At 37.8% G+C, this 22,772-nt stretch carries 17 protein-coding genes and 1 pseudogene; 14 read left to right on the top strand and 4 right to left on the bottom strand.

Annotation, left to right across the window (positions count from 1 at the left end; genetic code table 11):
* The first annotated feature begins 48 nt into the window (after positions 1-48).
* From LT143_RS01105 to LT143_RS01085, 5 genes are all read left to right on the top strand, one after another.
* The gene (locus LT143_RS01105; protein WP_246938699.1) at positions 49-1,320 is read left to right on the top strand and encodes a M48 family metallopeptidase; all 1,272 of its coding nucleotides are present in this window, start codon (positions 49-51) and stop codon (positions 1,318-1,320) included.
* A gap of 76 nt (positions 1,321-1,396) precedes the next feature.
* A complete protein-coding gene (locus LT143_RS01100; RefSeq protein WP_246938698.1) occupies positions 1,397-2,458 on the top strand; it encodes an aminoimidazole riboside kinase in 1,062 nt (353 codons plus the stop codon).
* A 127-nt stretch (positions 2,459-2,585) separates the two neighbouring features.
* Entirely contained in the window at positions 2,586-3,527 is a 942-nt protein-coding gene (locus tag LT143_RS01095) for a hypothetical protein (RefSeq protein ID WP_246938697.1), read from the top strand.
* Between the two features lie 403 nt (positions 3,528-3,930).
* Positions 3,931-5,208: an isocitrate lyase gene (gene aceA / locus LT143_RS01090; RefSeq protein ID WP_246938696.1), complete on the top strand. Its 1,278-nt coding sequence runs from the start codon at positions 3,931-3,933 to the stop codon at positions 5,206-5,208.
* A 353-nt stretch (positions 5,209-5,561) separates the two neighbouring features.
* On the top strand, positions 5,562-6,452 hold the full coding sequence (locus LT143_RS01085) for a TIGR01777 family oxidoreductase (protein ID WP_246938695.1): 891 nt from the start codon (positions 5,562-5,564) through the stop codon (positions 6,450-6,452).
* A gap of 184 nt (positions 6,453-6,636) precedes the next feature.
* On the opposite strand, the gene LT143_RS01080 is transcribed toward LT143_RS01085, so the two are convergent.
* On the bottom strand, positions 6,637-7,566 hold the full coding sequence (locus LT143_RS01080) for a processed acidic surface protein (protein WP_246938694.1): 930 nt from the start codon (positions 7,564-7,566) through the stop codon (positions 6,637-6,639).
* A 128-nt stretch (positions 7,567-7,694) separates the two neighbouring features.
* Positions 7,695-9,023 (bottom strand): DUF2254 domain-containing protein, encoded by a 1,329-nt coding sequence (locus LT143_RS01075; RefSeq protein ID WP_246938693.1) that lies wholly within the window; start codon positions 9,021-9,023, stop codon positions 7,695-7,697.
* 192 nt (positions 9,024-9,215) lie between these two features.
* Here LT143_RS01075 and LT143_RS01070 point away from each other — a divergent pair, with 192 nt between their 5' ends.
* Together LT143_RS01070 and LT143_RS01065 are read left to right on the top strand one after the other, a co-directional pair.
* Positions 9,216-9,749, top strand: coding sequence for an NfeD family protein (locus LT143_RS01070; RefSeq protein WP_246938692.1), 534 nt, complete (start codon positions 9,216-9,218; stop codon positions 9,747-9,749).
* 12 nt (positions 9,750-9,761) lie between these two features.
* Complete coding sequence (locus LT143_RS01065) at positions 9,762-11,237, top strand: flotillin family protein (protein ID WP_246938691.1); 1,476 nt, start codon at positions 9,762-9,764, stop codon at positions 11,235-11,237.
* A gap of 157 nt (positions 11,238-11,394) precedes the next feature.
* On the opposite strand, the gene LT143_RS01060 is transcribed toward LT143_RS01065, so the two are convergent.
* On the bottom strand, positions 11,395-11,625 hold the full coding sequence (locus tag LT143_RS01060) for an IDEAL domain-containing protein (RefSeq protein WP_246938690.1): 231 nt from the start codon (positions 11,623-11,625) through the stop codon (positions 11,395-11,397).
* 199 nt (positions 11,626-11,824) lie between these two features.
* On the opposite strand from LT143_RS01060, the gene LT143_RS01055 reads away from it, so the two are divergent.
* Together LT143_RS01055 and LT143_RS01050 are read left to right on the top strand one after the other, a co-directional pair.
* A complete protein-coding gene (locus LT143_RS01055) occupies positions 11,825-12,028 on the top strand; it encodes a hypothetical protein (protein ID WP_246938689.1) in 204 nt (67 codons plus the stop codon).
* Positions 12,029-12,194: 166 nt separating this feature from the next.
* Positions 12,195-12,725 carry a competence protein ComK gene (locus LT143_RS01050; protein ID WP_246938688.1) on the top strand — a complete coding sequence of 177 codons (531 nt, stop codon included), beginning with the start codon at positions 12,195-12,197 and terminating at the stop codon, positions 12,723-12,725.
* Here LT143_RS01050 and LT143_RS01045 read toward each other — a convergent pair whose 3' ends face one another.
* Positions 12,726-13,085 (bottom strand): YhjD family protein, encoded by a 360-nt coding sequence (locus LT143_RS01045; protein ID WP_246938687.1) that lies wholly within the window; start codon positions 13,083-13,085, stop codon positions 12,726-12,728.
* A gap of 389 nt (positions 13,086-13,474) precedes the next feature.
* Here LT143_RS01045 and LT143_RS01040 point away from each other — a divergent pair, with 389 nt between their 5' ends.
* From LT143_RS01040 to LT143_RS01020, 5 genes and pseudogenes are all read left to right on the top strand, one after another.
* Entirely contained in the window at positions 13,475-15,448 is a 1,974-nt protein-coding gene (locus LT143_RS01040; RefSeq protein WP_246938686.1) for a S9 family peptidase, read from the top strand.
* Positions 15,449-15,801: 353 nt separating this feature from the next.
* Positions 15,802-16,452: a TVP38/TMEM64 family protein gene (locus tag LT143_RS01035; RefSeq protein WP_246938685.1), complete on the top strand. Its 651-nt coding sequence runs from the start codon at positions 15,802-15,804 to the stop codon at positions 16,450-16,452.
* Positions 16,449-17,004 (top strand): annotated as a pseudogene (gene lepB, locus LT143_RS01030) (signal peptidase I). Before LT143_RS01035 ends, lepB begins: the two are co-directional and overlap by 4 nt.
* Before the next feature lie 90 nt (positions 17,005-17,094).
* Positions 17,095-20,328, top strand: coding sequence for a winged helix-turn-helix domain-containing protein (locus LT143_RS01025; protein ID WP_246938684.1), 3,234 nt, complete (start codon positions 17,095-17,097; stop codon positions 20,326-20,328).
* A gap of 1,147 nt (positions 20,329-21,475) precedes the next feature.
* The gene (locus tag LT143_RS01020) at positions 21,476-22,732 is read left to right on the top strand and encodes a substrate-binding domain-containing protein (RefSeq protein ID WP_246938683.1); all 1,257 of its coding nucleotides are present in this window, start codon (positions 21,476-21,478) and stop codon (positions 22,730-22,732) included.
* Positions 22,733-22,772: the final 40 nt, after the last annotated feature.

Below are 22,772 nucleotides of genomic sequence, written 5' to 3'. Positions count from 1 at the left end.
CCAATCTGGACTAAAAATAAAAAGAGGACTAGTTAGGAGGGACAGAAAATGAAGAAAGCTGTATGGGGTTCTATTATTTCGTATATTCTGTTTAGCATTGTAATCTGTCTATATATTTATCAATGGGCAGATACTTCTATTCCAGAAGCATACCAGGGAACGGCAGCAGACCCACAAACTTTTATGAATAATCAACAACTATTACTAAGTGAAGACTTCTCAAAGGTTAGAAACATATTATATTTTCTTTCCACACCATATGAATGGTTATTATTATTTATTTTATTAGGCATTGGACTATCAGCAAAGATTCAAGATTGGTCTCAACTGACAGTGAGAACAAGAGGGTTACAAGTTACAATTTATTTATTTTGGATGACCCTGTTTACGACTGTTTTATCTTTTCCGTTTAAACTATATGGTTACAATCTCTCAAAACAATATGGTATCAGTGTCCAACCTTTTCAAGGGTGGATGAAAGATTTTATGCTCGATTTTTGGATTAACTTTTTACTAACAGCTATTATCGTTGTTGTTTTATACAGCTTAATGCGGAAAAGCGAAAAGCGCTGGTGGCTTTATGCTTGGTTTCTTTCCGTTCCATTTACTTTGTTTCTAACGTTTATTCAGCCAGTCTATATTGATCCTCTTTATAATGATTTTTATCCTTTAAAAGATAAAGAACTCGAAGAAAAAATACTTACGCTTGCAGATGAAGCGGGAATTCCAGCTCAACATGTGTTTGAAGTGAATATGTCTGAAAAGACCAATGCCATGAATGCATATGTGAATGGTATAGGTGATCACTCAAGAATTGTCCTATGGGATACGACTCTGAATAAGCTAGATGACCCAGAAGTGCTTTTCATCATGGCTCATGAGATGGGACATTATGTGAAAAAACACGTCTTCTTAGGAATCATTAGCTATTTAGCCGTTTCTCTAGCTGGCTTGTACCTAATTTATCGTATCATGAACATGATTGTGTTAAGATGGGGACATCGAATGGGGATAAACCACGCTTCTGATATAGCCACGATCCCTTTGTTTTTCTTGTTATTATCACTCTTATCATTTGCATTTACACCGGTGAGCAATGCTGTTTCACGACATCATGAGCTTGAAGCTGACCGCTATGCAATCGAATTAACAGGTGATCAGCTATCAGCGGTTGGGTCCTTTCAAGAATTATCTAAATCAAACCTAAGCCAAATTAATCCGCCATTACTCGTGAAGATCTTTAGATACACGCACCCAACCATGCTAGAACGAATTCACTACTTAGAAACCTATGAAATAAAAGAAGTGGAAAAAAAGTGATAAAAAGAAAGTTGTAGTGTACACTAGGGGTAAAAATAAATAAGGCTCTTTTCGAAAAGGTTTTGAATCTAGACATATGATTAGAAGAAGTGTCTGGAGCGCAAAGGAACGGAACGGTATGTTATTTACTATAACTTCACTAATTAGCAACGAAGTATGTGAAAAGAGCGAAAAATTAATAAATAGAGGTGGAACCTTGAAAGGTGTTATTTGTCTCGGAGAAGCATTAATCGATTTTATTCCACTTGATTCTTCCAATATAACCTATGAAAAATGCCCTGGCGGAGCTCCAGCCAACGTAGCTGTAGGTATTGCAAGACTAGGTGGAAAAGCAAGTTTTCTCGGTAAAGTCGGGAAAGATGTGCTAGGTGATTTTCTAATTCAGACATTGGATAACTATGGAGTAAACGTCCAAAAATGTTACCAAACAGAAGAAGCGAAAACAGGCTTAGTATTTGTCACGAATCAAGAAAGTGGAGAAAGAAGCTTTGATTTCTATATTCGACGAAGTGCAGATCAGCTTATCTCAAAAGAGGAAATTACCCCAGATTTCTTTGATCAACATAATGTGCTTCACATTGGTTCAATTTCTATGATCCAAGAACCGGCACGAACAGCTACTATAGAGGCGGTTCGTCTTGCGAAACAAAAAGGACTACTGCTATCCTATGATCCTAATTTACGCTTAGGGCTATGGGAAACTCCAGAAGCTGCAAAAGAGCAAATCATGTCCTTACTTAAAGAAGCAGATGTGCTTAAAATATCGGAAGAAGAATTAACGTTCCTAACTGATAAAGCAGATATTGCAGAAGGACTACTGGAATTGCAATCATATCATATTCCGCTTATACTCGTTACTTTAGGTGAGGAAGGAAGTATTATTCACTATAAGGGTGAATCGGAAAGAGTACAGGCAATGAAGGTAAAGGCTGTTGATACAACAGGAGCAGGTGATGCATTTGTGTCGGCTATTCTCTATCAACTAAGTGAGCAAGATACAGATTTGAATTCCTTATCGATGACAGAACTCGTTCAGTTTGCTAAATTTGCCAGTATATCTGGTGGCCTTGCTGCTTCTGTAAAAGGAGCTATGACGGCGTTGCCTACAAAGGAACAAGTATCTTCATTAATGAGATAGATCGTCTTTTAGGCGGTCTTTTTTTTAGGCTAAAGTTGAACTTGATAGGTAAAAAACAAAAAAAAGAATAAAAAGTGAAACTTTTCTCGACCTAACCTCGTCAGATTGAAAAAGGGGGAATTTTTTAATGGTAGCAGAGCTTAATAAAAAGATTAGAATTGCCCAAGAACAAATTCGTATGAAGAGGAAATTGGAAAAACAGTTAGATGCATCAAACCAAGAACTTGAACAAGTTACGATGAAGTTAGATAACTTAAGAGCAGTATTACATATGGAGTACCAGGACGTTGAAAAGTTAGAAGGATTAAGTATCAATGCCATTTTCTTAACAATGCTAGGTACGAAGGAAGAGAGACTTCTTCAGGAAAAACAAGAGACAGCACTTGTTAAGTTGCAGTATGATGAAGCCAAAGCGGAAGTGAGAGCTCTTCAAGATGAAATACTTACATTACAACATATGCTTGCAGGAATTCAGGATACTGAGCGTGAGCTACAGAAGTATCATCTTGAAAAAGAAAGAGTATTAAAAGCTAAACAGTCAACGTACTTACTAAAATTAGACAGCCTTGATGAAAAAGTTGTTTCTTTACATTTACACAAACAGGATTTAGAAGAAGCACTAATAGCTGCTGAAAGTGTTAAAACATGTTTAAAAAATGCAGTTGCTTCTCTCGAGAGTGCAAAAGGCTGGGGATCTTTTGATATATTTGGTGGAGGAATTTTAGCAACAGCGCTAAAGCACAATCATTTAGATGATGCGAAAAGCTATATGCAGGATGCACAGTTTTTGGCGAAGAAACTACATAAAGAACTTGAGGATATTGGGCCAGAATTTACCGAGACTATTGAATTATCCTACTTAACTAAGTTTGCCGATTATTTTTTTGATGGATTAATTACAGATTGGGTTATTCAAAATCAAATCACTGATTCATTAGAACAAGTGAAGGCCTACAATGATCATCTATTAGCGATTGTTAGAAGAATACACGCCGCACAGCTTCGTGTTATAACACAGATTAACAATCTTGATCTTGAAAAGAAACAACTAGTTGAAGAGGCTGTTTAAAGACTTACGTTTGTAAGTCTTTTTTTTAGGCTCTTTTCTATAACTTTGTTGCTTATTAAACCAGTTTATCTGAAGTTAAGCTTGTTCCACGTGATAATAGGACGTATATAACGTTAGAAAAGAGAAACTTTCTAGATGAAAAGTAGTCGACATTATACTAGTAAGTAAAAATCCGGCTTTTGGGATTTTTACGAAAGCAACAATCATACGGGATGAGCCTTTTTTTATGGGGAAAAGCCTATGATATCAACGATTTATTAAGGATTTCTATAGCTAAAGTTAATACGCAGAAATTTTTTTGGAGAATTTTTCTAAAAAAGGGGTTACAAATTTATAATCTCTGTTATATAATAACTTATGAAATAATTAACTGTGTTATAACAAATTAGAGGGGGAATGCAACATGTCTAATGAAAGATTACAAGTTTTAAAGGAAAGCTGGGAAATGGATCAACGCTGGAAGGGAATTACAAGACCGTACAGTGCAGAAGATGTATTAAAGCTTAGAGGATCAATTGACATCGAACATACTCTTGCAAGACGCGGCGCAGCCAAACTTTGGGATTTATTACACAGTGAAGATTATGTGAATGCTCTCGGAGCATTAACCGGAAACCAAGCTGTTCAACAAGTAAAAGCAGGTTTAAAGGCGATATACTTAAGTGGATGGCAAGTAGCAGCAGATGCAAACCTTTCAGGACAGATGTACCCAGACCAAAGCTTATATCCTGCTAATAGTGTTCCTTCTGTTGTAAAAAGAATCAATCAGGCGTTACAAAGAGCCGATCAGATTCAACACTTAGAGGGAAGCGGTAACACCGACTGGTTTGCACCAATCGTAGCAGATGCTGAAGCTGGTTTTGGTGGTCAGCTAAATGTGTTTGAGTTGATGAAATCAATGGTTGAAGCAGGTGCTGCTGGCGTACACTTCGAAGATCAACTATCTTCTGAAAAGAAATGTGGCCATTTAGGTGGTAAAGTACTTCTTCCTACACAAACAGCAGTGAAGAACTTAATTTCAGCGCGGTTAGCAGCAGATGTAATGGGAGTCCCTACAGTCCTTATTGCAAGAACAGATGCTAATGCTGCCGATTTAATTACAAGTGACATTGATCCAAATGACCATGCATTTATCACAGGGGAAAGAACAGAAGAAGGATTCTACCGAACAAAAGCTGGTTTAGACCAGGCGATAGCAAGAGGCTTAGCTTACGCGCCTTACGCAGATTTAATCTGGTGTGAAACGTCTGAACCGAACCTTGACGAAGCAAAGGCATTTGCAGATGCTATTCATAAGGAATTCCCAGGTAAACTGCTAGCTTATAACTGTTCACCATCTTTTAACTGGAAAAAGAAGCTAGATGATGACACCATTGAAACGTTCCAACAGGAGCTAGGCAAGATGGGGTATAAGTTCCAGTTTGTTACACTTGCTGGATTCCACGCATTGAATTACTCAATGTTTGAACTAGCGAGAGGATATAAACAAAGAGGCATGGGTGCGTACTCTGAGCTACAGCAGGCTGAATTTGATAGTGAGCAATTCGGGTATACTGCAACCCGTCATCAAAGAGAGGTTGGAACGGGTTACTTTGATGAGGTAGCTCAAGTTATCACAGGTGGAAATTCATCTACAACAGCTTTAAAAGGTTCTACAGAAGAAGAACAGTTTACTAGTTAAAAAGATTCGAAAAAACCAAGCTATCCGTTTGCTTGGTTTTTTTGATTAGGCTGTTTTCGTATAGATTGTTGCTTTGCGTAAAAATCCCAAAAACCGGATTTTTAACTTAGTATTTAGTTATTACTATATATAAAGAGAGTTGCTCTTTTCTAATCTAGCCTCGTTTTGCTACTAAAACTGGTTGTACACCCTGAATAATTGTACCAAAAGCAACAAAGTTTTAGAAAAGAGCCTTTGATTATTGGCACCATTTTTAGAGAACAACCAAGAAAACAGTCTTTGGAAAATATAGACTATAACTTTATAATAGAGATATAGAATCTATTTAGCTTAGTCAGAAAGGAGTGGGAATCTTGAATAAAAAAGTGGTCCTTGCAGGAGGAACAGGATTTATAGGAAGCTATTTTCATCATCAATTTCAAAATCAAGGATATGAAGTGAAGGTTATTTCAAGAAAGCCCAATCATATCTCTTGGAGCGATCGAAAAGCAATAATAGAGGCATTAGATGGTGCGGAATTATTAATTAACCTCGCTGGAAAATCAGTTAATTGTCGGTACAACGAGAAAAATAGAAATGAAATTATGAACTCAAGAACCTCAACAACTACAATACTTGGTGAGTCAATCTTAGCCTGTAGCGAGCCTCCTGAATTGTGGTTGAATTCCAGTACAGCTACCATATATCGACATGCAGAAGACCGACCAATGACAGAAGAACAAGGTGAAATAGGCACAGGTTTCTCTGTTGATGTAGCAAAAGCTTGGGAAGAGTCGTTCTTTTCATTTCAACTTCCTAAGACGAGGCAGGCTGCTTTAAGAATTGCCATTGTTTTAGGAAAAGATGGTGGAGTGATGACTCCTTATCAAAACCTAGTAAGATTTGGTCTCGGTGGTGTGCAAGGATCAGGGAGGCAGAAATTTAGTTGGATTCATGTAAAAGACCTTTTTCGAATTATTATGTTTTTGAAGGAAAGAAAGGATTTAAGCGGCGTATTCAACTGTTCAGCCCCACAACCTGTTAGTAACAGTGAGTTAATGAATTGTCTTCGAAGAATAATGAAAATGCCAGTAGGACTACCCGCGCCTAAATGGATGTTAGAAATAGGATCGATTGTCATTAGAACAGAAACGGAGCTAGTGTTGAAGAGTAGATGGGTTCTTCCTGAGCGACTTCAACGTGAAGGTTTTCGGTTTACATACAATAAGATCGACGACTGCTTAACCCATATTTTAAAAAAGTGACATTGAAACACATGAAACCTTTATGAAGCGTAATCCAGGTCTTCCCATTGACCCTCAACAGTAGAGGATCCTTTCAATGGGGAAGACCTTTCTTCATTAATTTCCGTATTCGGCGTATGTAACTCCTATCCATTTTGTATAATGAAGGCAATAGCCATTATTCCTAAAATCATAGGTATTTTTGTCACGAGCGTGTCTCCTTATTTCTGGAAATAAGATAAAAGACCGTGCTGCCGAGTAATAAAATGGCCCCATATACAAGACTGACGTAGGGAGAGTGACTAGCGTTGGGCTGGGTTTGAATATCAGATGGTATTAGTTGTATAGCATGTTTCGTCTCACCTATTCTTAACAGCTGTTGACTGGTTTGCGTAATAAAGTCTGGCGAAAGCATGTCTGATGAAAACTGTAAATCGCCGATTCGATTCCCTGCTTGATTAAATAGTTCGACTCTTACACGCTCCCCATTAAGTTGTTCTTGTGATGCGCCTTCGCTAGTAGAAGCATTTATATGATAGGTCGCAGTCAAGTTGTACACAGATAATACTTCATTGAAAAAGGGGAAAAGCTCCTCTTTGTTGGTTGGTTCCATTGCTTCTGAGCTTGTATTCTGAGCCATTCTTTGGTTTATGGTTAAAAGGCTTTTCTTTAGTAAAACCGGATCTAGTGATTGGATATGTTGATACAAACCTACTGTTTCATGTTCGGTTAATCCGATATACGATAAGAAATTTGAAAGGCCAGCAATATCCTCAGCATGCTCGATATAATAAGAAACTGCTTCGTTTAAATCCTCAATAAAAGAATACTCTTCTACATTCTCTCCAACTTGATGTAATAATTGATCGAGTTCCTGCCTTGAAAGCTTATATTGCTTCAATAATAAACGTATGTTGCTTTCATTCACCGGTGTCCCAAGTTTCTCAAGTAATTCTTTTGGAGAATAATCCTGCTCCGTACTTAGTCCTTGTTTATTTAAGTATTCTTCTAAGTCAACTTGAGACCAACCAATATGATTCAAGTATGTCTCCAGTTCATCTAAAGTGTCAGCTTGAATGAGTAGAGGAGATAGGAACGTAAATACGAAAATGAGCATACATGATAGGTATTTCAACATCGATTACTCCAATCCAATTTTTATATTCATTGGTAGTATTTGCTGAATTCCCCATTTCATGTATGTTATAGATGACTCTAATAAGCTAAAAGTCGTAAATGTTTTGAAAGCAACAAAAAGAGCCTTCATGTAAGTAATGAGGCTTCTTTTCGGTGTCCTGTCTGTTTGGCGAGCTCATGGAGCCTTCCATTTAGATAGTGTTTATCTAAAGATAAAATGGCATCTCTATTAATACCCTCTACTATATATTGAGCGAATTCCCAAACTTCTTTTTTCGTTTCAGTATCACTTTTTGTTGCGATATGAATAAGTGCTTGTAGAATAGATGAAATGATAGAGATATCATCTTTCCCATAATGCCTTATTTGGTAAAAAGATTTATATAAGTACTCCTTAAAATCTGGTTGATCTATGATAATCCTTAGACTCCGGTTCTCATCATTTAAAAAGGGTCTTGGAAGATGCTTACAAGACATAACGGCTAAGATTTTCCCAATTTGTGCAATGCAATTGATTGCTGTATTTGGATCATTTATAGCTGGTGAGACCGCCCTTAATGCAATTTCTACCAGTTTGGTGATGCCAAATTCAATATCTTGTACGGTTCGTCTTTCTAGCCCTAGTGAAATGAACCGTAAATAGTTGTGAGCAATTTCTTTTTCTTCCATTTTCCAAATGGATAACAGAGGAGAATCAATATCTACAAACTCCCCAACTCTTGCTTCCACTCGAACAATACTATTATCAAGTGTAGCTTGTTTTAGCAAACCGTTTGTATCAATGCTTTGAAGGTACCCAGGTTTTTCAGGATATACAATAAGAGGTGTAGATTGCAAAACTTCAGGGTATTCCCAATCTTCCCAAGGTGCATCAGGATGGACATTCTTTTTGTCAATAAAATGGTTTTTTAATATCTTCAGAGCATTGGTCGTAATATCAAAGATTAAGTTACTTACCTGTATCCATCTCGAGACGTGGTGAATGAAGAATACAAAAAAGATTAGACATATAAGCGCGTAAATTACCGCAAACGTTGGCAAAATAAAAAGTTGATGAACTTTGGTTTCTCTTGTAACTAAGAGAAGAATTACGGTATAAATAAACCCTCCCACAAAAACGGCCAGCACTCTCTGTGTGGGTGAATCTGCAATGAAATTTTGCAGAGTTCGGGGAGAAAATTGAGATAGAAAAGTAGTCAATACAATCATGATGGAGGAAAACGTTATTGTAGTCATTGTTAATAGGGCTGTTGCAATGGAGCTTAAAACGGTTAAAGCTAAATCAATATCAGCTAAAAAGATAATCGGGATCTTTTTATAAAGATGAGGATGATGAGCAATATAGTTATCGAGATAATAGCTCCCAATCGCAAGGATAATAGAAATAAATCCGTATAGAAAAGGGATAAACCAAATACTTTCCCGGATAAAATACCATATTTTACTGATTTTCATAAATCTACCACCAAATTCCAATTTTTCATGTACAATGAAATTAGCAATCATTGATTAGCATTTACACAGATATGGATTTTTATAAAGGTTTGTTTCCAAAACGGTTAAATGCACCTTGTGAAAATTAAGTGAAATTGAAGAAACCTTTCTTTGGTTTAAACCGTATTACATATTGAGCAGGAGGTGATTTGAATGCTGGAGTTTTATTGGGGATGTTTAATAACAGGAATCATTTTTACTTTACTTACTGTCATCTTTGATGACTTTTTAGGAAATATGATGGATGGAATGATGGAGGCGCTTGCGTTTGACCTACCAGGTTTTTTTAATACAACGGTAATTATGAGTGCATTAACTGCATTTGGTGGGGCTGGCATATTGTTAACGATCTATACATCCATTTCGCAGCCAATTATCTTTATATTATCCCTATGTATTGGTCTTATTCTTAGCATCTTTTTTTACTTACTCTATGTAAAACCAATGGAGAATACAGAAAACTCAACAGGCTATTCTGTCCAGGATTTTGTAGGGAAAGTAGGAGAGGTTACAATTCCGATCCCTAAAGACGGCTATGGAGAAATCCTACTCTCTATTGGCGGTGGAGCTTCAAATCAAATTGCTGCGAGCTTCGAAGACATAGACATTCCATCAGGTGTAAAAGCTTTAGTGATTGAAATAAGAGATGACACATTACTTGTGTCGCCTTATGAACAATTAGATTAAGGGGGGCATTACATGTTTTTAGAACCGTATTTACTAATTCCGATTATTGTTCTTGGCGTATTTTTAGTGTTAGGGATTGCATTTTGGGCTCGCTATAAGACCGTTAGCTCAGATGAGGCAATGATTGTAACTGGTTCCTTCTTAGGAACGAAAAATGTTCTATCAGATGATACTGGTAGAAAAATTAAAATCGTTAGGGGTGGAGGAGCGTTTATTCTTCCAATTTTCCAACAGGCAGAATTTATCTCGTTACTATCTCATAAGTTGGATGTAACAACTCCAGAAGTATATACAGAGCAAGGTGTTCCTGTAATGGCTGATGGTGTGGCCATTATTAAGATTGGAGGCTCTGTTGAAGAAATCGCAACAGCAGCGGAACAGTTCCTAGGTAAACCTATTGAAGATTTAAGAAGTGAGGCGCAAGAAGTACTAGAGGGTCACCTTCGTGCAATCTTAGGATCAATGACAGTTGAAGAAGTATATCGTAATCGTGACCGGTTTGCTCAAGAAGTGCAGGGTGTTGCAGCAAAAGATCTAAAGAAAATGGGACTACAAATTGTTTCCTTCACGATTAAAGATGTACGTGATAAGCATGGTTACTTAGATGCGTTAGGTCGCCCGAGAATTGCAGCTGTAAAACGTGATGCAGAAATTGCAGAGGCAGAAGCAGTGAGAGATTCTCGTATAAAAAAAGCTGTAGCAGAAGAAGAAGGACAACGTGCTGAGCTTATTCGTGATACAGCAATTGCTGAAGCAACAAAAGATAAAGAACTTAAAGTCGCCTCGTTTAAACGTGAACAGGATACCGCGAAGGCAGAGGCAGATCAGGCCTATAAAATTGCGGAAGCACGTTCTCAACAGCAGGCTGTTGAAGAAAGTATGAAGATTGAGATTGTACGTAAAGAAAGAGAAATTGACCTTCAGGAAAAAGAAATTCTACGTCGTGAAAAGCAGTATGATGCAGAAGTTAAGAAAAAAGCAGAGGCAGATCGTTTCTCTGTTGAACAAGCAGCAGAAGCAGAAAAGACAAAAAGAATGCGTGAAGCAGATGCGATTAAGTATAAAATTGAAGCAGAAGCGAAGGCAACAGCAGAAGCAGAACGTGCACAAGGTAGTGCCCGCGCAGAGGTTATTCGACTTCAAGGTCTGGCAGAAGCAGAAGCGAAAGAAAAGCTGGCAGAAGCTTATAAAAACTACGGTGAAGCAGCTGTTCTAGATATTCTTGCGAAGATGCTTCCTGAACTTGCAGAAAAGATTGCACAGCCACTAGGAAATATTGATAAGATTACTGTTGTGGATACAGGGAATGGTGATGGTGCGAACCGAGTAAGTAATTATGTTACGCAGCTCATGGCTACTGCACCTGAGATGCTTAAGGACGTCTCTGGTATTGATGTGGTGGACATTATAAATAACATTACCACAAAGAAAGTGGAGCCAAGTAAAACTCCATCTACGACGATCATACCTTCTAATACTGAACAGTAAGTGAAAGCCATGCGAAGCATGGCTTTTTATTATGTTAGTGGTGCAAGTAACCAATTACACTCGTTAAATAACCTGAAGAGAAGAAAAGGGACTTAACTATTTTCTTCTCTTCAGAATATTTTACTGAGGTTAAGTGGTACATTGCACTTTTGGTTGATCACGTCGAACTTTGTACTAGTTGCTTGTACTCTTTTGATAGTCGTTGAAAGGAAGAGTAATCACGTTGGTCAAGCGCAACATCGATTTCTTTGATTAGCTTTTTAATTCTTGACTTAAATAGGATGTCATCCAATAACATCTGTACATATATGTTGACATCAGTTTGATTGGTGTGATTGTGCTTTGTATCGTTTTTTCGGATATCAGAGTATGAATTTTTTTCTTTCATAAACTTCACTCCCCATGTTTCTCCCTAAAGAGACACATTTTTTATTTTCCCGCTAATGAAAGTGGGATATTATATGTATTCCATTATTTGTTTGAATATTCTTATAACTAATAAAATATTTCCTTTTCTGAATAAAAATAAGGGGACTCGGATAATCTGTGGCTAACAAGGGAACGATATGATGGGAGGTGTTTGAAGGATGGAAGGTAAATACCCTGGTGTTGGAAAAGAAAGTGAAATCCCTTTAGGAACACCACTTAATCCTCAAATGACAGTATCATCAGCGTTTGATCACTTCAGTGGTTCTAATATGGGGGATTCCGTTGATGAGCATATTACAGTAGAAGAGGGTAATGAGTATCTTGCGGAAAAGGAAATCTCGCAAGTGTTTAATAATTCATAATAATGTATGGATAAAAGTGGTTTTCTTCAGAATGAGGAAAATCACTTTTTTCATGCAATTAATGAAACTCTATAAAATAATTATTTAGAAAACGTAGTTTTATACTTTTATTTTGTTGTGATTTGTCTTATTATGGAATTAAATTTATAGAAAAGGAGCTAAACATTTGAAAAAACAAATCTTAACTGAATATGAAATTAGTCCTTACACCATGGCTATTTTACCTGAAGTCACTGATAAAGGTGTCCATTCAATTGTTAAGGAGATGGACCGGGAGTATATGGTGACAATGAAGCCCATTGATATTATTGATCGGAGCTGTCACTTCTTTGGAAGCAGTTTAAAAGGTAGACGTGAAGCCACCAAATTTATAATGGGGATCACCCATAAAGCCCCTATTGTTATTGACCCAACGAATTATATTTACTTCTTTCCAACATCATCCCCCAATCGTCAACAATGCTCATGGATTTCCCACTCTTTTGTACAAAGTATCCAAACTACTAAATATGATGAAACCTTGTTAACTTTTTCTAACAAAGAGGAAATTGTGTTACCTATTTCAAAGGGTTCAATTGAAAATCAGTTATATCGTACTGCTCAGCTTCGAACAACCTTATCTAGCAGGATATCTCCAGATTTCCGTAAATCCTCATTTATGATTTCGCCACACTTTCACCACAGTGAAGTCCGTTGACTATGCTCTTGTTTGTAATAAGTATTTTTCCATAATAGATTGAACGTTATTTCGGATTCTAGGGTTAAAGTAATTATGTTGTTCCTCATATCCCTTATAAACGAATACAAAGGAGGTGAAGGTTTCATCACGAGTAAGTTGTTGAGCCTTCATCTTCTTTTTCTTCATTTCGTGTTTTAAAATGGCTAAATCACGCTGAATATGGTTCATAGATTCTTCTATGCAACGAATATAGGGTTGCTTTAATTTAAATGGCGCTTTTTCTATGATAGCAAGATCTCGTTGAAAAACGGTTAATGCCATGGGGAGAAATAGTGATTGCTCCAGTATAGAACGGTCTTCATCTGAAATTCGTGTCAAGTCAATTCACCTCTTTTAAGGAACAAGTGTTCGTATTTATATAATAGTAAACTTACAGTAAAGTTGCAAGAAAAAAATCCAATTCATTTAGAAGGAACTCTATTTCAATTATCGAAATATATAACAATGCAACAAAGTCTTTTGAAACGCTCTTTTCTAAAACTTTGTTGCTTTTCTATCTAATCTTTCAGCAATCTCGCCATATTTAGAATATGATTAAACTGATTTTTTAGATTAGAAAAGAGCAGCTCTCTTGACTTAAAGCAGAAACACTGTACTACCAAGTAAAAATCCGGCTTTTGGGATTTTTACGAAAGCAACAATCTATACGAAAACAGCCTTTAGAAAAGGAGTCAATACAAATAAAAAAAGGATGTGGCAAATTCATTATGAGCGAAAAAAGAGGAATTCAATCAACCGATCTATATAAATTAAAGTCTGTTAACAATCCATTATTCTCTCCAAGTGGTGAACAGATTGTATTTGTTCAAACTGAAACAAATGAAGAGGAACATAAATATTATTCTCACTTATTTGTTGGAGATCAGAACGGTAATAATATCAAACAGTTTACATACGGAAAAGTAAGAGATACTCAGCCTCTTTGGTCACCAGATGGTGAAACCATTGCCTTTCTATCAAGTAGAGCAGAGAAAAACGAACTCTTCTTGATGGATGTAAAAGGAGGAGAGCCTCGCCAGTTAACGAAGTCGCCTAATGGTATTTCCCAGTTTAAATGGGCTCCTGACGGGAGGAATATATTCGTAGCCCTATCATTAGGTGAGAATGGTTTAGAAGAGCAACCGAAGGAAGACAAGAAATTACTAGAGCCTTTAGTGGTTGAAAAACTATTTTATAAATCAGACGCAAGCGGATTTTTAGATCAGAAACATACTCATATAGCACAGGTTCAAATTGATTCTGGAGAGTTGACAGTCTTAACTAAAGGCCATTATGATTTTACACTTGGTGCCGTATCACCAGACGGAAATGAGGTCGCTATTTTTGCAAATCCGTCTGCAGAAGCAGATTATGAGCTTATTTCAGACCTATACATTTATAACATAAAGGAAAAAAGAATGGACAAGGTAACAAGTGGCGGTAGCTTTAGTCAAGCTAGTTGGTCACCTAATGGAGAAATCCTTTCTTTTATAGGTCATGAGCAAGAGTTCCAATCCGCAACCCTATCAAAGATCTGGCTTTACCAGGCTAAAACAAAAGAAATGACGTGTTTAACGAGAGATTGGGATGTTCAAATAGGTGATGTTGCAATCGGTGATTTCCATTCAGGGAGTATATCTAGAGGCTTAGTGTGGACAGAAGATAGTCAAGGCTTTTATTTTTTAGCAAGTGATCATGGTAGCACAGCTGTTTATTATGGAGATGTGGAGGGCTTAGTGTATCCTGTGATCCATGACGAACAACATGTATACTCCTTTACCGTAGATGTAAAGACACATCGTGCGGTTGTAGCAATCAGTACACCTACTCATCCTGGAGATTTATTCTTAGTTGATATGAAAAATGGTGAGAAAAAACAGCTTACTTTTGTAAATGATGAATATTTAAAGAATATTGAGCTATCATCTGCTGAGCCCATTACATTTAATGCAGAAGACGGTTGGGAAATTCACGGCTGGTTAATGAAGCCGGTAGGTTTTAAAGAAGGTACAAAGGTACCTCTTGTTGTTGAAATCCATGGAGGACCTCACGCTATGTATGCCAACACATACTTCCACGAATTCCAAGTGCTTGCTGCAAAGGGGTACGCAGTATTATTTACAAATCCAAGAGGTAGCGATGGTTATGGTCAATCCTTTGTTGATGCCGTTCGTGGCGATTATGGTGGAAAAGATTACTTAGATATCATGTCTGCTGTAGACTATGTATTATCAGAGTATGATTTTATTGATGAGACGCGTCTTGGTGTAACGGGTGGAAGCTATGGAGGCTTTATGACAAACTGGATCGTCGGTCATACAAATCGTTTTAAGGCGGCCGTAACACAGCGCAGTATTTCAAACTGGATTAGCTTTTACGGTGTCAGTGATATTGGGTACTTTTTTGCAGAGTGGGAAGTATTAAGAGGTCAATCTTTTGACTATGACCGACTATGGGACTGCTCGCCATTAAAGTATGCTGGAAACATTGAGACACCTCTTCTAATCCTGCATGGTGAAAAGGATTATCGTTGTCCGGTAGAGCAAGCTGAACAGCTGTATATTACCTTAAAGCATCAAAAGAAAACAACTAAATTGGTTCGATTCCCAGAAGCAAATCATGAATTATCTAGAAGTGGTAACCCGAACCTGCGTATCCACCGACTCAATCATATTGCCGGTTGGTTTGATGAATACTTATAAATAAGAAAGTTAAACAATAAGTCATATTGTAGATGTTACAATATGGCTTTTCTTATGGCTCTTTTCAAAAACTTTGTTGCTTTTTAGACTGTTTTATCTGAAGAAAAGCGTTTAGAAAAGAGCAACTCTCTCTATCTAAACACTAGACATTGTACTATCGAATAGAAATCCGTCTTTTGAGATTTTTACGAAAGCAACAATCTAGACAAAGCTTTTCTTATATTTATAAAGCATAAAGCTTTACTAAAACTAAAACATTAAGAAAAACAGCCTTCTTAACCATCTACTTTTCTTTTGGTTTGAAGCAATCTTGTGTACAATAAAGAATAGTATTAGTTGAGGAGAATTTATCAATGGACATGGACTCGCTGCAGCAATTTTGGCTTCTTATGAAGGATGCTATTACGTTTAAAAATATAGAAGAGTTAATGCAACAATATAGAGACCTAGGGCCTTTACCAGGAATTTTTCTTCCGATGCTAGAGGCAATATTCCCTTTTCTACCGTTATTTGCGTTTGTGGTTGCCAATGCAGCCGCCTTTGGATTATGGCTAGGATTTCTATATTCATGGCTTGGAACAAGTATCGGAGCGATTATCGTTTTTTTTGTTATTAGAAGACTAGGTCAAAAGCGCTTTTTCCAATTTTTAAGTAGAAATAAACAAGTGAAAAAACTAATGGATTGGGTTGAACATCATGGTTTTGGTCCATTATTTCTGTTATTATGCTTTCCGTTTTCGCCATCTGCCATCATTAATGTGGTTGCCGCTTTATCACGTGTAAGTGTCTACCAATTTGTGCTTGCTGTGTTAACAGGAAAAATGGTAATGGTATTTATCATAAGCTTCATCGGTTATGATTTAAGATCATTAGTAGAGCAGCCAATCCGGACTGCCATTGTGGGACTCATTATTTTTATTCTGTGGCTTGTAGGCAAGAAAGTAGAGAGTTATCTACATATAAAAGAGCAGAAAACGGTAAGGAGGAGTAGTGGAGAATCATGATGAGTCTATCCAAGGTTCGTGCAAAAGGAATACTTCATCCGATTTTTATTGGTGTTGTGTTGGCTATTTTCTTACAACAGTTTTTCTTTTCTAACTATATTGTAGAGGGAAGCTCAATGACGCCTACACTTCAAGAAGGTAATCTAGTAGTCAATAAATTGAGTTATCAATTTGATGAAATCAATAGGTTCAACCAACGTAGTTGTATTTCGTGCAGATCATCAATCTGACTTTGTAAAGAGAGTAATTGGGCTACCAGGTGATCAAGTTTCGTATAAGGATGGAAATTTGTTTATTAATGGCAAGGCAGTTGAAGAACCATTTTTATTTGGTGATGATGAGGTTCATACGCTTAATCAATTGACGAACGATTTTTCTTTACTAGAGCTAACTGGAGAAGAGACAGTTCCGGAAGGACATATTTTTGTCATTGGCGATAACCGGTTAGGTAGCTATGACAGTCGACATTTTGGATGTATTACTATTAATCAAGTCGTTGGCAAAGTAAACCTTCGTTATTACCCTTTTCAACATATTGATATTTCCTTTTAAACCCGAACTAGGGTTTTTTCTTTTGTTCAGAATTGTAAGTTAGTATGATAAAATAGGAAGAAAAACCAATTATTAGTAGGGTGTGATGATATGTCTTCCTCTTTTATTCTTCAAACAAAACTAACACCTCCAAGTATTAAGGACGATATTCTACGAAGACCCTCGTTAACAAAGAAGCTACAAACTATGTTTAACACCTCCTTAACGATTGTCCAATCGGGTCCAGGATTCGGTAAAAGTACAGCAGTTGCTACTTTTTTGGCTGATTCAAAAAAGACTTATTGTTGGTACAGCCTTTCAAGCTATGAAGATGAGCTTATCCCCTTTTTAACTTACTTTATATCAGCTATTAAACAGAAATATACAGGTTTTGGAGAAGAACTTATACAATATGTAAACAAGATGAACCGATATGCAAGAGATGAAGAGATTCGTAGCTTCAGTGCAATGCTAGTGAATGAGATTATCTCAATGGATCATGAGATTTTGTTAATCATTGATGATTTTCATCTTGTTCAGCATTCTAGTCAAATAGAAGAATGGATACTTTGGTTTTTAGAAAATGTACCAACCAATTTACGTTTAGTGTTCATAAGTAGAACGAGACCACAGTGGAATATTATCAGCAATTTAAAGCTAAAGGGTGCCTTGCTCGAACTTAATGAACAGGACTTAGTGTTTTCAAAAGAAGACATTGAAGCATGGTTTACAGATGTGTACAGTTTAGAGTTTACAGAAAAAGAGATTAATCAAATATATGAGCTTACAGAGGGTTGGATAATTGCCTTGCAGATGGTCATCCAACAATTAAATCATCACCGAGATTTGTCAAAGTTGTTGCGTAATAAGTATAGCTCGATGGAAGATTTGTTTCAGTTCCTAGCAATGGAAGTGCTAGTAAAGCAACCTCCAATGATTCAACAATTTCTTGAGCAAACTTGCATATTTGAAGAATTGACTCCTTCCATTTGTGATGAAGTACTTGGAATTTCTGGATCAAAAGAGATGCTAGAGCTACTAATCCAAAAGAATTTATTTCTACAGCAAATAGGGCAGGACCAGTACCGTTATCATGCCTTATTTAAGGAATTCCTTGAACGTCAACTGAGTAAACAACAATCAAAACAGAACCAGCTGCACAAAAGAGCTTCTCAATTTTACAAAAAGCGCAATCACCTGGAATTGGCCATTTATCATCTAGAACAAATTGGGGAATTTGAAGAGATTGCCTATTTGCTAAATGAGTTTGGCGAGACTCTTATACAGAGTGGGAAACTTGAAAGTTTACTAGAAAGACTTCAGCGAATTTCAACTGACCAAAAAAGAGTATTCTACCGACTTCATTACCTACAAGGAGAAGTTCTCAGATATCAATGTGTATACCGTGAGGCAGAGGAACATTATCACCAAGCAGCCATCCTGGCTAGACAGGCTGGAGATGTTAAGGGAGAATGCCAGGCGTTACAAGGGCAAGCTTATATTTATTTAGATACGATTTCTCCAGGTAAAGCAGACCGTTTGCTTCAGCGCACCATTGATCTTATGGAGAAAAATGAAAACGCTTCATCAAATGAAAAAGCAAAGATCTACTTACTAATGGCTGAAAATCTAGTAAATGCAGGTCAAGCGAAAAAAGCAGAAAAGTGGTTTCAAAAAGCGTTGAATATCTATCAATTAAATGATGTTGGCAACTTAGAGGCACGCCTAAAACTAAGAACGGGTAGTCTTCTTGAAGCTAAACGAAACTTACTAAGTTCCAAGAATTTTGGGTTGCATTCTCCTATTGAACATACACATTTGCAGCAATCCCATCGTGAGACAAACCTGTTGTTGTCCTTAATTGAAAGTTTTGTGGGGAAGGCAGAACAGGCAAAAGAGTTAGCCGAAACAGGCATACAAGAGGGGATTCGTTATAAGGCTCCGTTTGTTGAAGCGTGTGGTTGGATTCGGATGGGGCATGCTGTACAGCTAATTGATCGTTATGATCCATCACTAGCTAAAAAATGCTATGAGACAGCATTGGAGATGATGGATGACCTTCGAGTGCCAAGGGGGAAGGCAGAGCCATTAATGGGTCTGTGCATGCTCTACGGAAGAGAAGGTGCCTTTGAAAAAGCAATGGAAATTGGAAAAAAGGCATTGAATGAAACCGACCAGGTAAACGACTTATGGTTATCCGCTCTAATTCAGTTGTGTATCGCAGTAACTTGCTTTTACGCAGAAGAATATGAGGAAGCAGAAGATTGGTTGTCCAAAGTACAAGATCAATTTGAATTTTGTGGTGATCAGTATGGAAGCTGTCTCACATACTTGTGGAAATCATTCCTGTACTACCAAACAGAAAAAGAAATTAAGTTTCAGGAGGCATTCACGTCCTTTCTTAATAATGTGCAAATCGGAGGGTATGAATTTATCTTTACCAACCGGACAACATTTGGACCGAAAGATCTCCAGTCCATGACGCCGCTATTAATTGAGGCGCAAGCGAGAGGAATTCAACGTCAGTATGTGACTTCTTTGCTAAACGAATTAGGTTATCATGATGTCGATCATCATCCAGGATATACGTTACGAATTCAATCACTAGGTAGGTTTAGGGTATGGATTGGTGATAAAGAAGTACGAGAGAAAGACTGGCAGCGGATTAAAGCCAGAGAATTATTTGAGCTTTTTATAACAAAACGACATCACTACATACAAAAGGACACTATATTCTCGCTTGTCTGGCCCGATACAGAAGAAAAAGCAGCAGTTAGAGATTTCAAAGTAGCCTTTAACGCACTAAATACTGCCATTGAACCAAACAGAAAGGCGCGGTCTAATCCGTTTTTCTTTAACCGAGATGGTCAATCATACGGGTTGAATCCGAAAGCGAGTATCTATCTGGATGCTGACGAATTTGAGCGATGGATCCGGGCGGGGTTGAAAGAAAAAGATAACGAGAAGGCAATTAGTTTCTTAACGAAGGGATTAGAACTTTACGAAGGCGATTACTTACCAGAACGACGCTATGAGGACTGGTGTATATCCGAACGTGAAAGATTACAAGTGTACTATCTACGTGGTGCTGAAAAAATGGCCCAACTCTCTGTCCAAACCGCTAACTATGAGGAAGCCATCCACTGGTGTGAAAACATCTTAACAAAAGATCGGACATGGGAAGAGGCATATCGCTTACTAATGTTCTGTTTTTATCAAAAAAATAACCGCCCACAAGCCATTAAGTGGTATAAAAAATGCTGCGATTGCCTCCAAGAAGAATTAGGTGTAGAACCAATGGAACCAACCAAACAAATGCATGAAATGATTACAAAAATGCAGTAATGAAGGTTGTTTAACGGGTGGGGATCCTTAGTTTGAATCTATCGTGTAAAGTTTACTTTTCATTTTGCAATATGGAGATTTTATCTTGCGAGTTTACGAGTTTTTCTTGCGACTTTAAGGCATTTATTTGCGAGTTTGGGAAAATACTTGCGACAAGCTGATTTACTTGCAAGTTTGAGTCAATTACTTGCAACTTTATCAGTTATTCTTGCGGGTTGATGTAATATTCTTGCGTTTTGTCATCCTTGACCGAGGAACATTTGCTTGTCGGAGCTAAGCAAGGCGCTTCAGCTTTTCGTATTGTCTAGCTTCAGCGCCTAGGCCCTCGAGTCAAATAACCCTAAGCAAATAAAAGGGAAAGATCACCCTTTTCTTTGCTTAGGAACATTTGCTTGTCGGGCCTGAGCAAGGCGCTTCAGCTTTTCGTATTGTCTAGCTTCAGCGCCTAGGCCCTCGAGTCAAATAACCCTAAGCAAAGAAAAGGGAAAGACCACCCTTTTCTTTGCTTAGGAACATTTGCTTGTCGGGCCTGAGCAAGGCGCTTCAGCTTTTCGTATTGTCTAGCTTCAGCGCCTAGGCCCTCGAGCCAAATAACCCTCGGCCAATAAAAGGGAAAGGCACCTTTTATTGGCCGAGGAACATTTGCTTGTCGGAGCTAAGCAAGGCGCTTCAGCTTTTCGTATTGTCTAGCTTCAGCGCCTAGGCCCTCGAGCCAAATAACCCTCGGCCAATAAAAGGGAAAGGCACCTTTTATTGGCCGAGGAACATTTGCTTGTCGGTGCTAAGCAGGGCGCTTCAGCTTTTCGTATTGTCTCGCTTCAGCGCCTAGCTCCTCGAGTCAAATAACCCTCGGCCAATAAAAGGGAAAGGCACCTTTTATTGGCCGAAGAACATTTGCTTGTCGGAGCTAAGCAAGGCGCTTCAGCTTTTCGTATTGTCTAGCTTCAGCGCCTAGGCCCTCGAGTCAAATAACCCTAAGCAAATAAAAGGGAAAGACCACCCTTTTCTTTGCTTAGGAACATTTGCTTGTCGGGCCTGAGCAAGGCGCTTCAGCTTTTCGTGTAACTCATTTGTAACTTTGACCGAATACAGTATGGTTAACGTTTCCAAACGTAATGGAGATGTAATGAAAAGGGGGAAATTGAGTATGGGTAAAAAGAAATGGCATGGATTGTTTCCGTTTATGATGGCCTTTCTTCTTCTCTTATCAGCATGTGGTGGTTCTGGTACGGTTTCAAATGAGGGAAGCGGATCGGGAACTGAAGGGAAATCAGGAGGAGAAGAGACTGCTGAAAAGGAACCAATTAAGATTGGTGTACTTGCATCATTAACAGGGGCCCTTGAAGCATATGGAAAACAAACAGTGAGTGGTTTTGAACTTGGTTTAGATTATGGAACAGATGGAACGATGGAAATCAACGGTCAAAAAATTGAATTCATTGTAGAAGATACTGAAACAAAACCTGAAGTAGCTATTCAGAAAGCGACAAAATTATTAGAAGAAGATGAAGTTGATTTCCTAGTAGGCTCTTCTAGCTCAGGTGACACTCTAGCAGTTCTTCCATTAGCTGAAGAATATGAAACGGTTATGGTGGTAGAACCAGCCGTTGCTGATAGTATCACAGGTTCTGAATGGAATAAGTATGTGTTTAGAACAGCTCGTAACTCTTCTCAAGATGCCGTAGCTGGAGCAGCAGCTATCGCGAAAGATGGAGTAAAGATTGCAACATTAGCTCCGGATTCTTCTTTCGGTCAAGATGGAATTGCAGCATTTAAAGAAGCAGCAGAAAAATTAGGTGCAGAAGTCGTGCATCAAGAATTTGCAGATCCTGCTGCAACAGACTTTACGTCAAATATTCAAAAGATTATTGAAGCAAAGCCTGATTACTTATTTGTTGTTTGGGCAGGAGCAAACTCTCCTTGGAACCAAATTTCAGATATGAAGGTTCAAGAAAAAGGAATTAAGATCTCAACAGGTGCTCCTGATATTGCAGCCCTATCTACAATGAATGCACTTGTAGGCATGGAAGGATTCACCGTTTACTATCATACATTACCACAAAACGATATTAATAATTGGTTAGTTGAAGAGCATAAGAAGCGCCACAATGGTGCCGTACCTGACTTATTCACACCAGGTGGAATGAGTGCAGCACTTGCCATTGTTGAAGCAATTAAGAAAACAGAAGGAAATACAGAAGCGGACACCCTGATTTCTGCAATGGAAGGGATGAGCTTCGAAACGCCAAAAGGCAAAATGACGTTTAGAGCAGAGGATCATCAGGCACTTCAAACGTTATATGCTGTAAAGCTTGAAAAGGTGGATGGTGTAGATTATCCAGTTCCTGTTTTAATTCGTGAGCTATCACCAGAAGAAACAGCTCCACCCGTTCGTAATAAGTAAGAAATAAGGTTAGGGAACTTTTGGTTGTATACCTTAAGTT

The sequence above is a fragment of the Bacillus pinisoli genome (genome assembly GCF_023036475.1).
Classification (GTDB): domain Bacteria; phylum Bacillota; class Bacilli; order Bacillales; family SA4; genus Bacillus_BS; species Bacillus_BS pinisoli.
Note: the sequence above shows the minus strand (reverse complement) of the source record. Positions and strands in the feature narration are given on the sequence as shown.

What these genes read in the sequence shown, in the direction of transcription:
- LT143_RS01105 (WP_246938699.1), top strand. Translation starts at nt 49, where the DNA reads ATGAAGAAAGCTGTATGGGGTTCTATTATTTCGTATATTCTGTTTAGC.
- LT143_RS01100 (WP_246938698.1), top strand. Translation starts at nt 1,397, where the DNA reads ATGATTAGAAGAAGTGTCTGGAGCGCAAAGGAACGGAACGGTATGTTA.
- LT143_RS01095 (WP_246938697.1), top strand. Translation starts at nt 2,586, where the DNA reads ATGGTAGCAGAGCTTAATAAAAAGATTAGAATTGCCCAAGAACAAATT.
- aceA (WP_246938696.1), top strand. Translation starts at nt 3,931, where the DNA reads ATGTCTAATGAAAGATTACAAGTTTTAAAGGAAAGCTGGGAAATGGAT.
- LT143_RS01075 (WP_246938693.1), bottom strand. Translation starts at nt 9,023, where the DNA reads ATGAAAATCAGTAAAATATGGTATTTTATCCGGGAAAGTATTTGGTTT.
- LT143_RS01070 (WP_246938692.1), top strand. Translation starts at nt 9,216, where the DNA reads ATGCTGGAGTTTTATTGGGGATGTTTAATAACAGGAATCATTTTTACT.
- LT143_RS01065 (WP_246938691.1), top strand. Translation starts at nt 9,762, where the DNA reads ATGTTTTTAGAACCGTATTTACTAATTCCGATTATTGTTCTTGGCGTA.
- LT143_RS01060 (WP_246938690.1), bottom strand. Translation starts at nt 11,625, where the DNA reads ATGAAAGAAAAAAATTCATACTCTGATATCCGAAAAAACGATACAAAG.
- LT143_RS01055 (WP_246938689.1), top strand. Translation starts at nt 11,825, where the DNA reads ATGGAAGGTAAATACCCTGGTGTTGGAAAAGAAAGTGAAATCCCTTTA.
- LT143_RS01040 (WP_246938686.1), top strand. Translation starts at nt 13,475, where the DNA reads ATGAGCGAAAAAAGAGGAATTCAATCAACCGATCTATATAAATTAAAG.
- LT143_RS01035 (WP_246938685.1), top strand. Translation starts at nt 15,802, where the DNA reads ATGGACATGGACTCGCTGCAGCAATTTTGGCTTCTTATGAAGGATGCT.
- LT143_RS01025 (WP_246938684.1), top strand. Translation starts at nt 17,095, where the DNA reads ATGTCTTCCTCTTTTATTCTTCAAACAAAACTAACACCTCCAAGTATT.
- LT143_RS01020 (WP_246938683.1), top strand. Translation starts at nt 21,476, where the DNA reads ATGGGTAAAAAGAAATGGCATGGATTGTTTCCGTTTATGATGGCCTTT.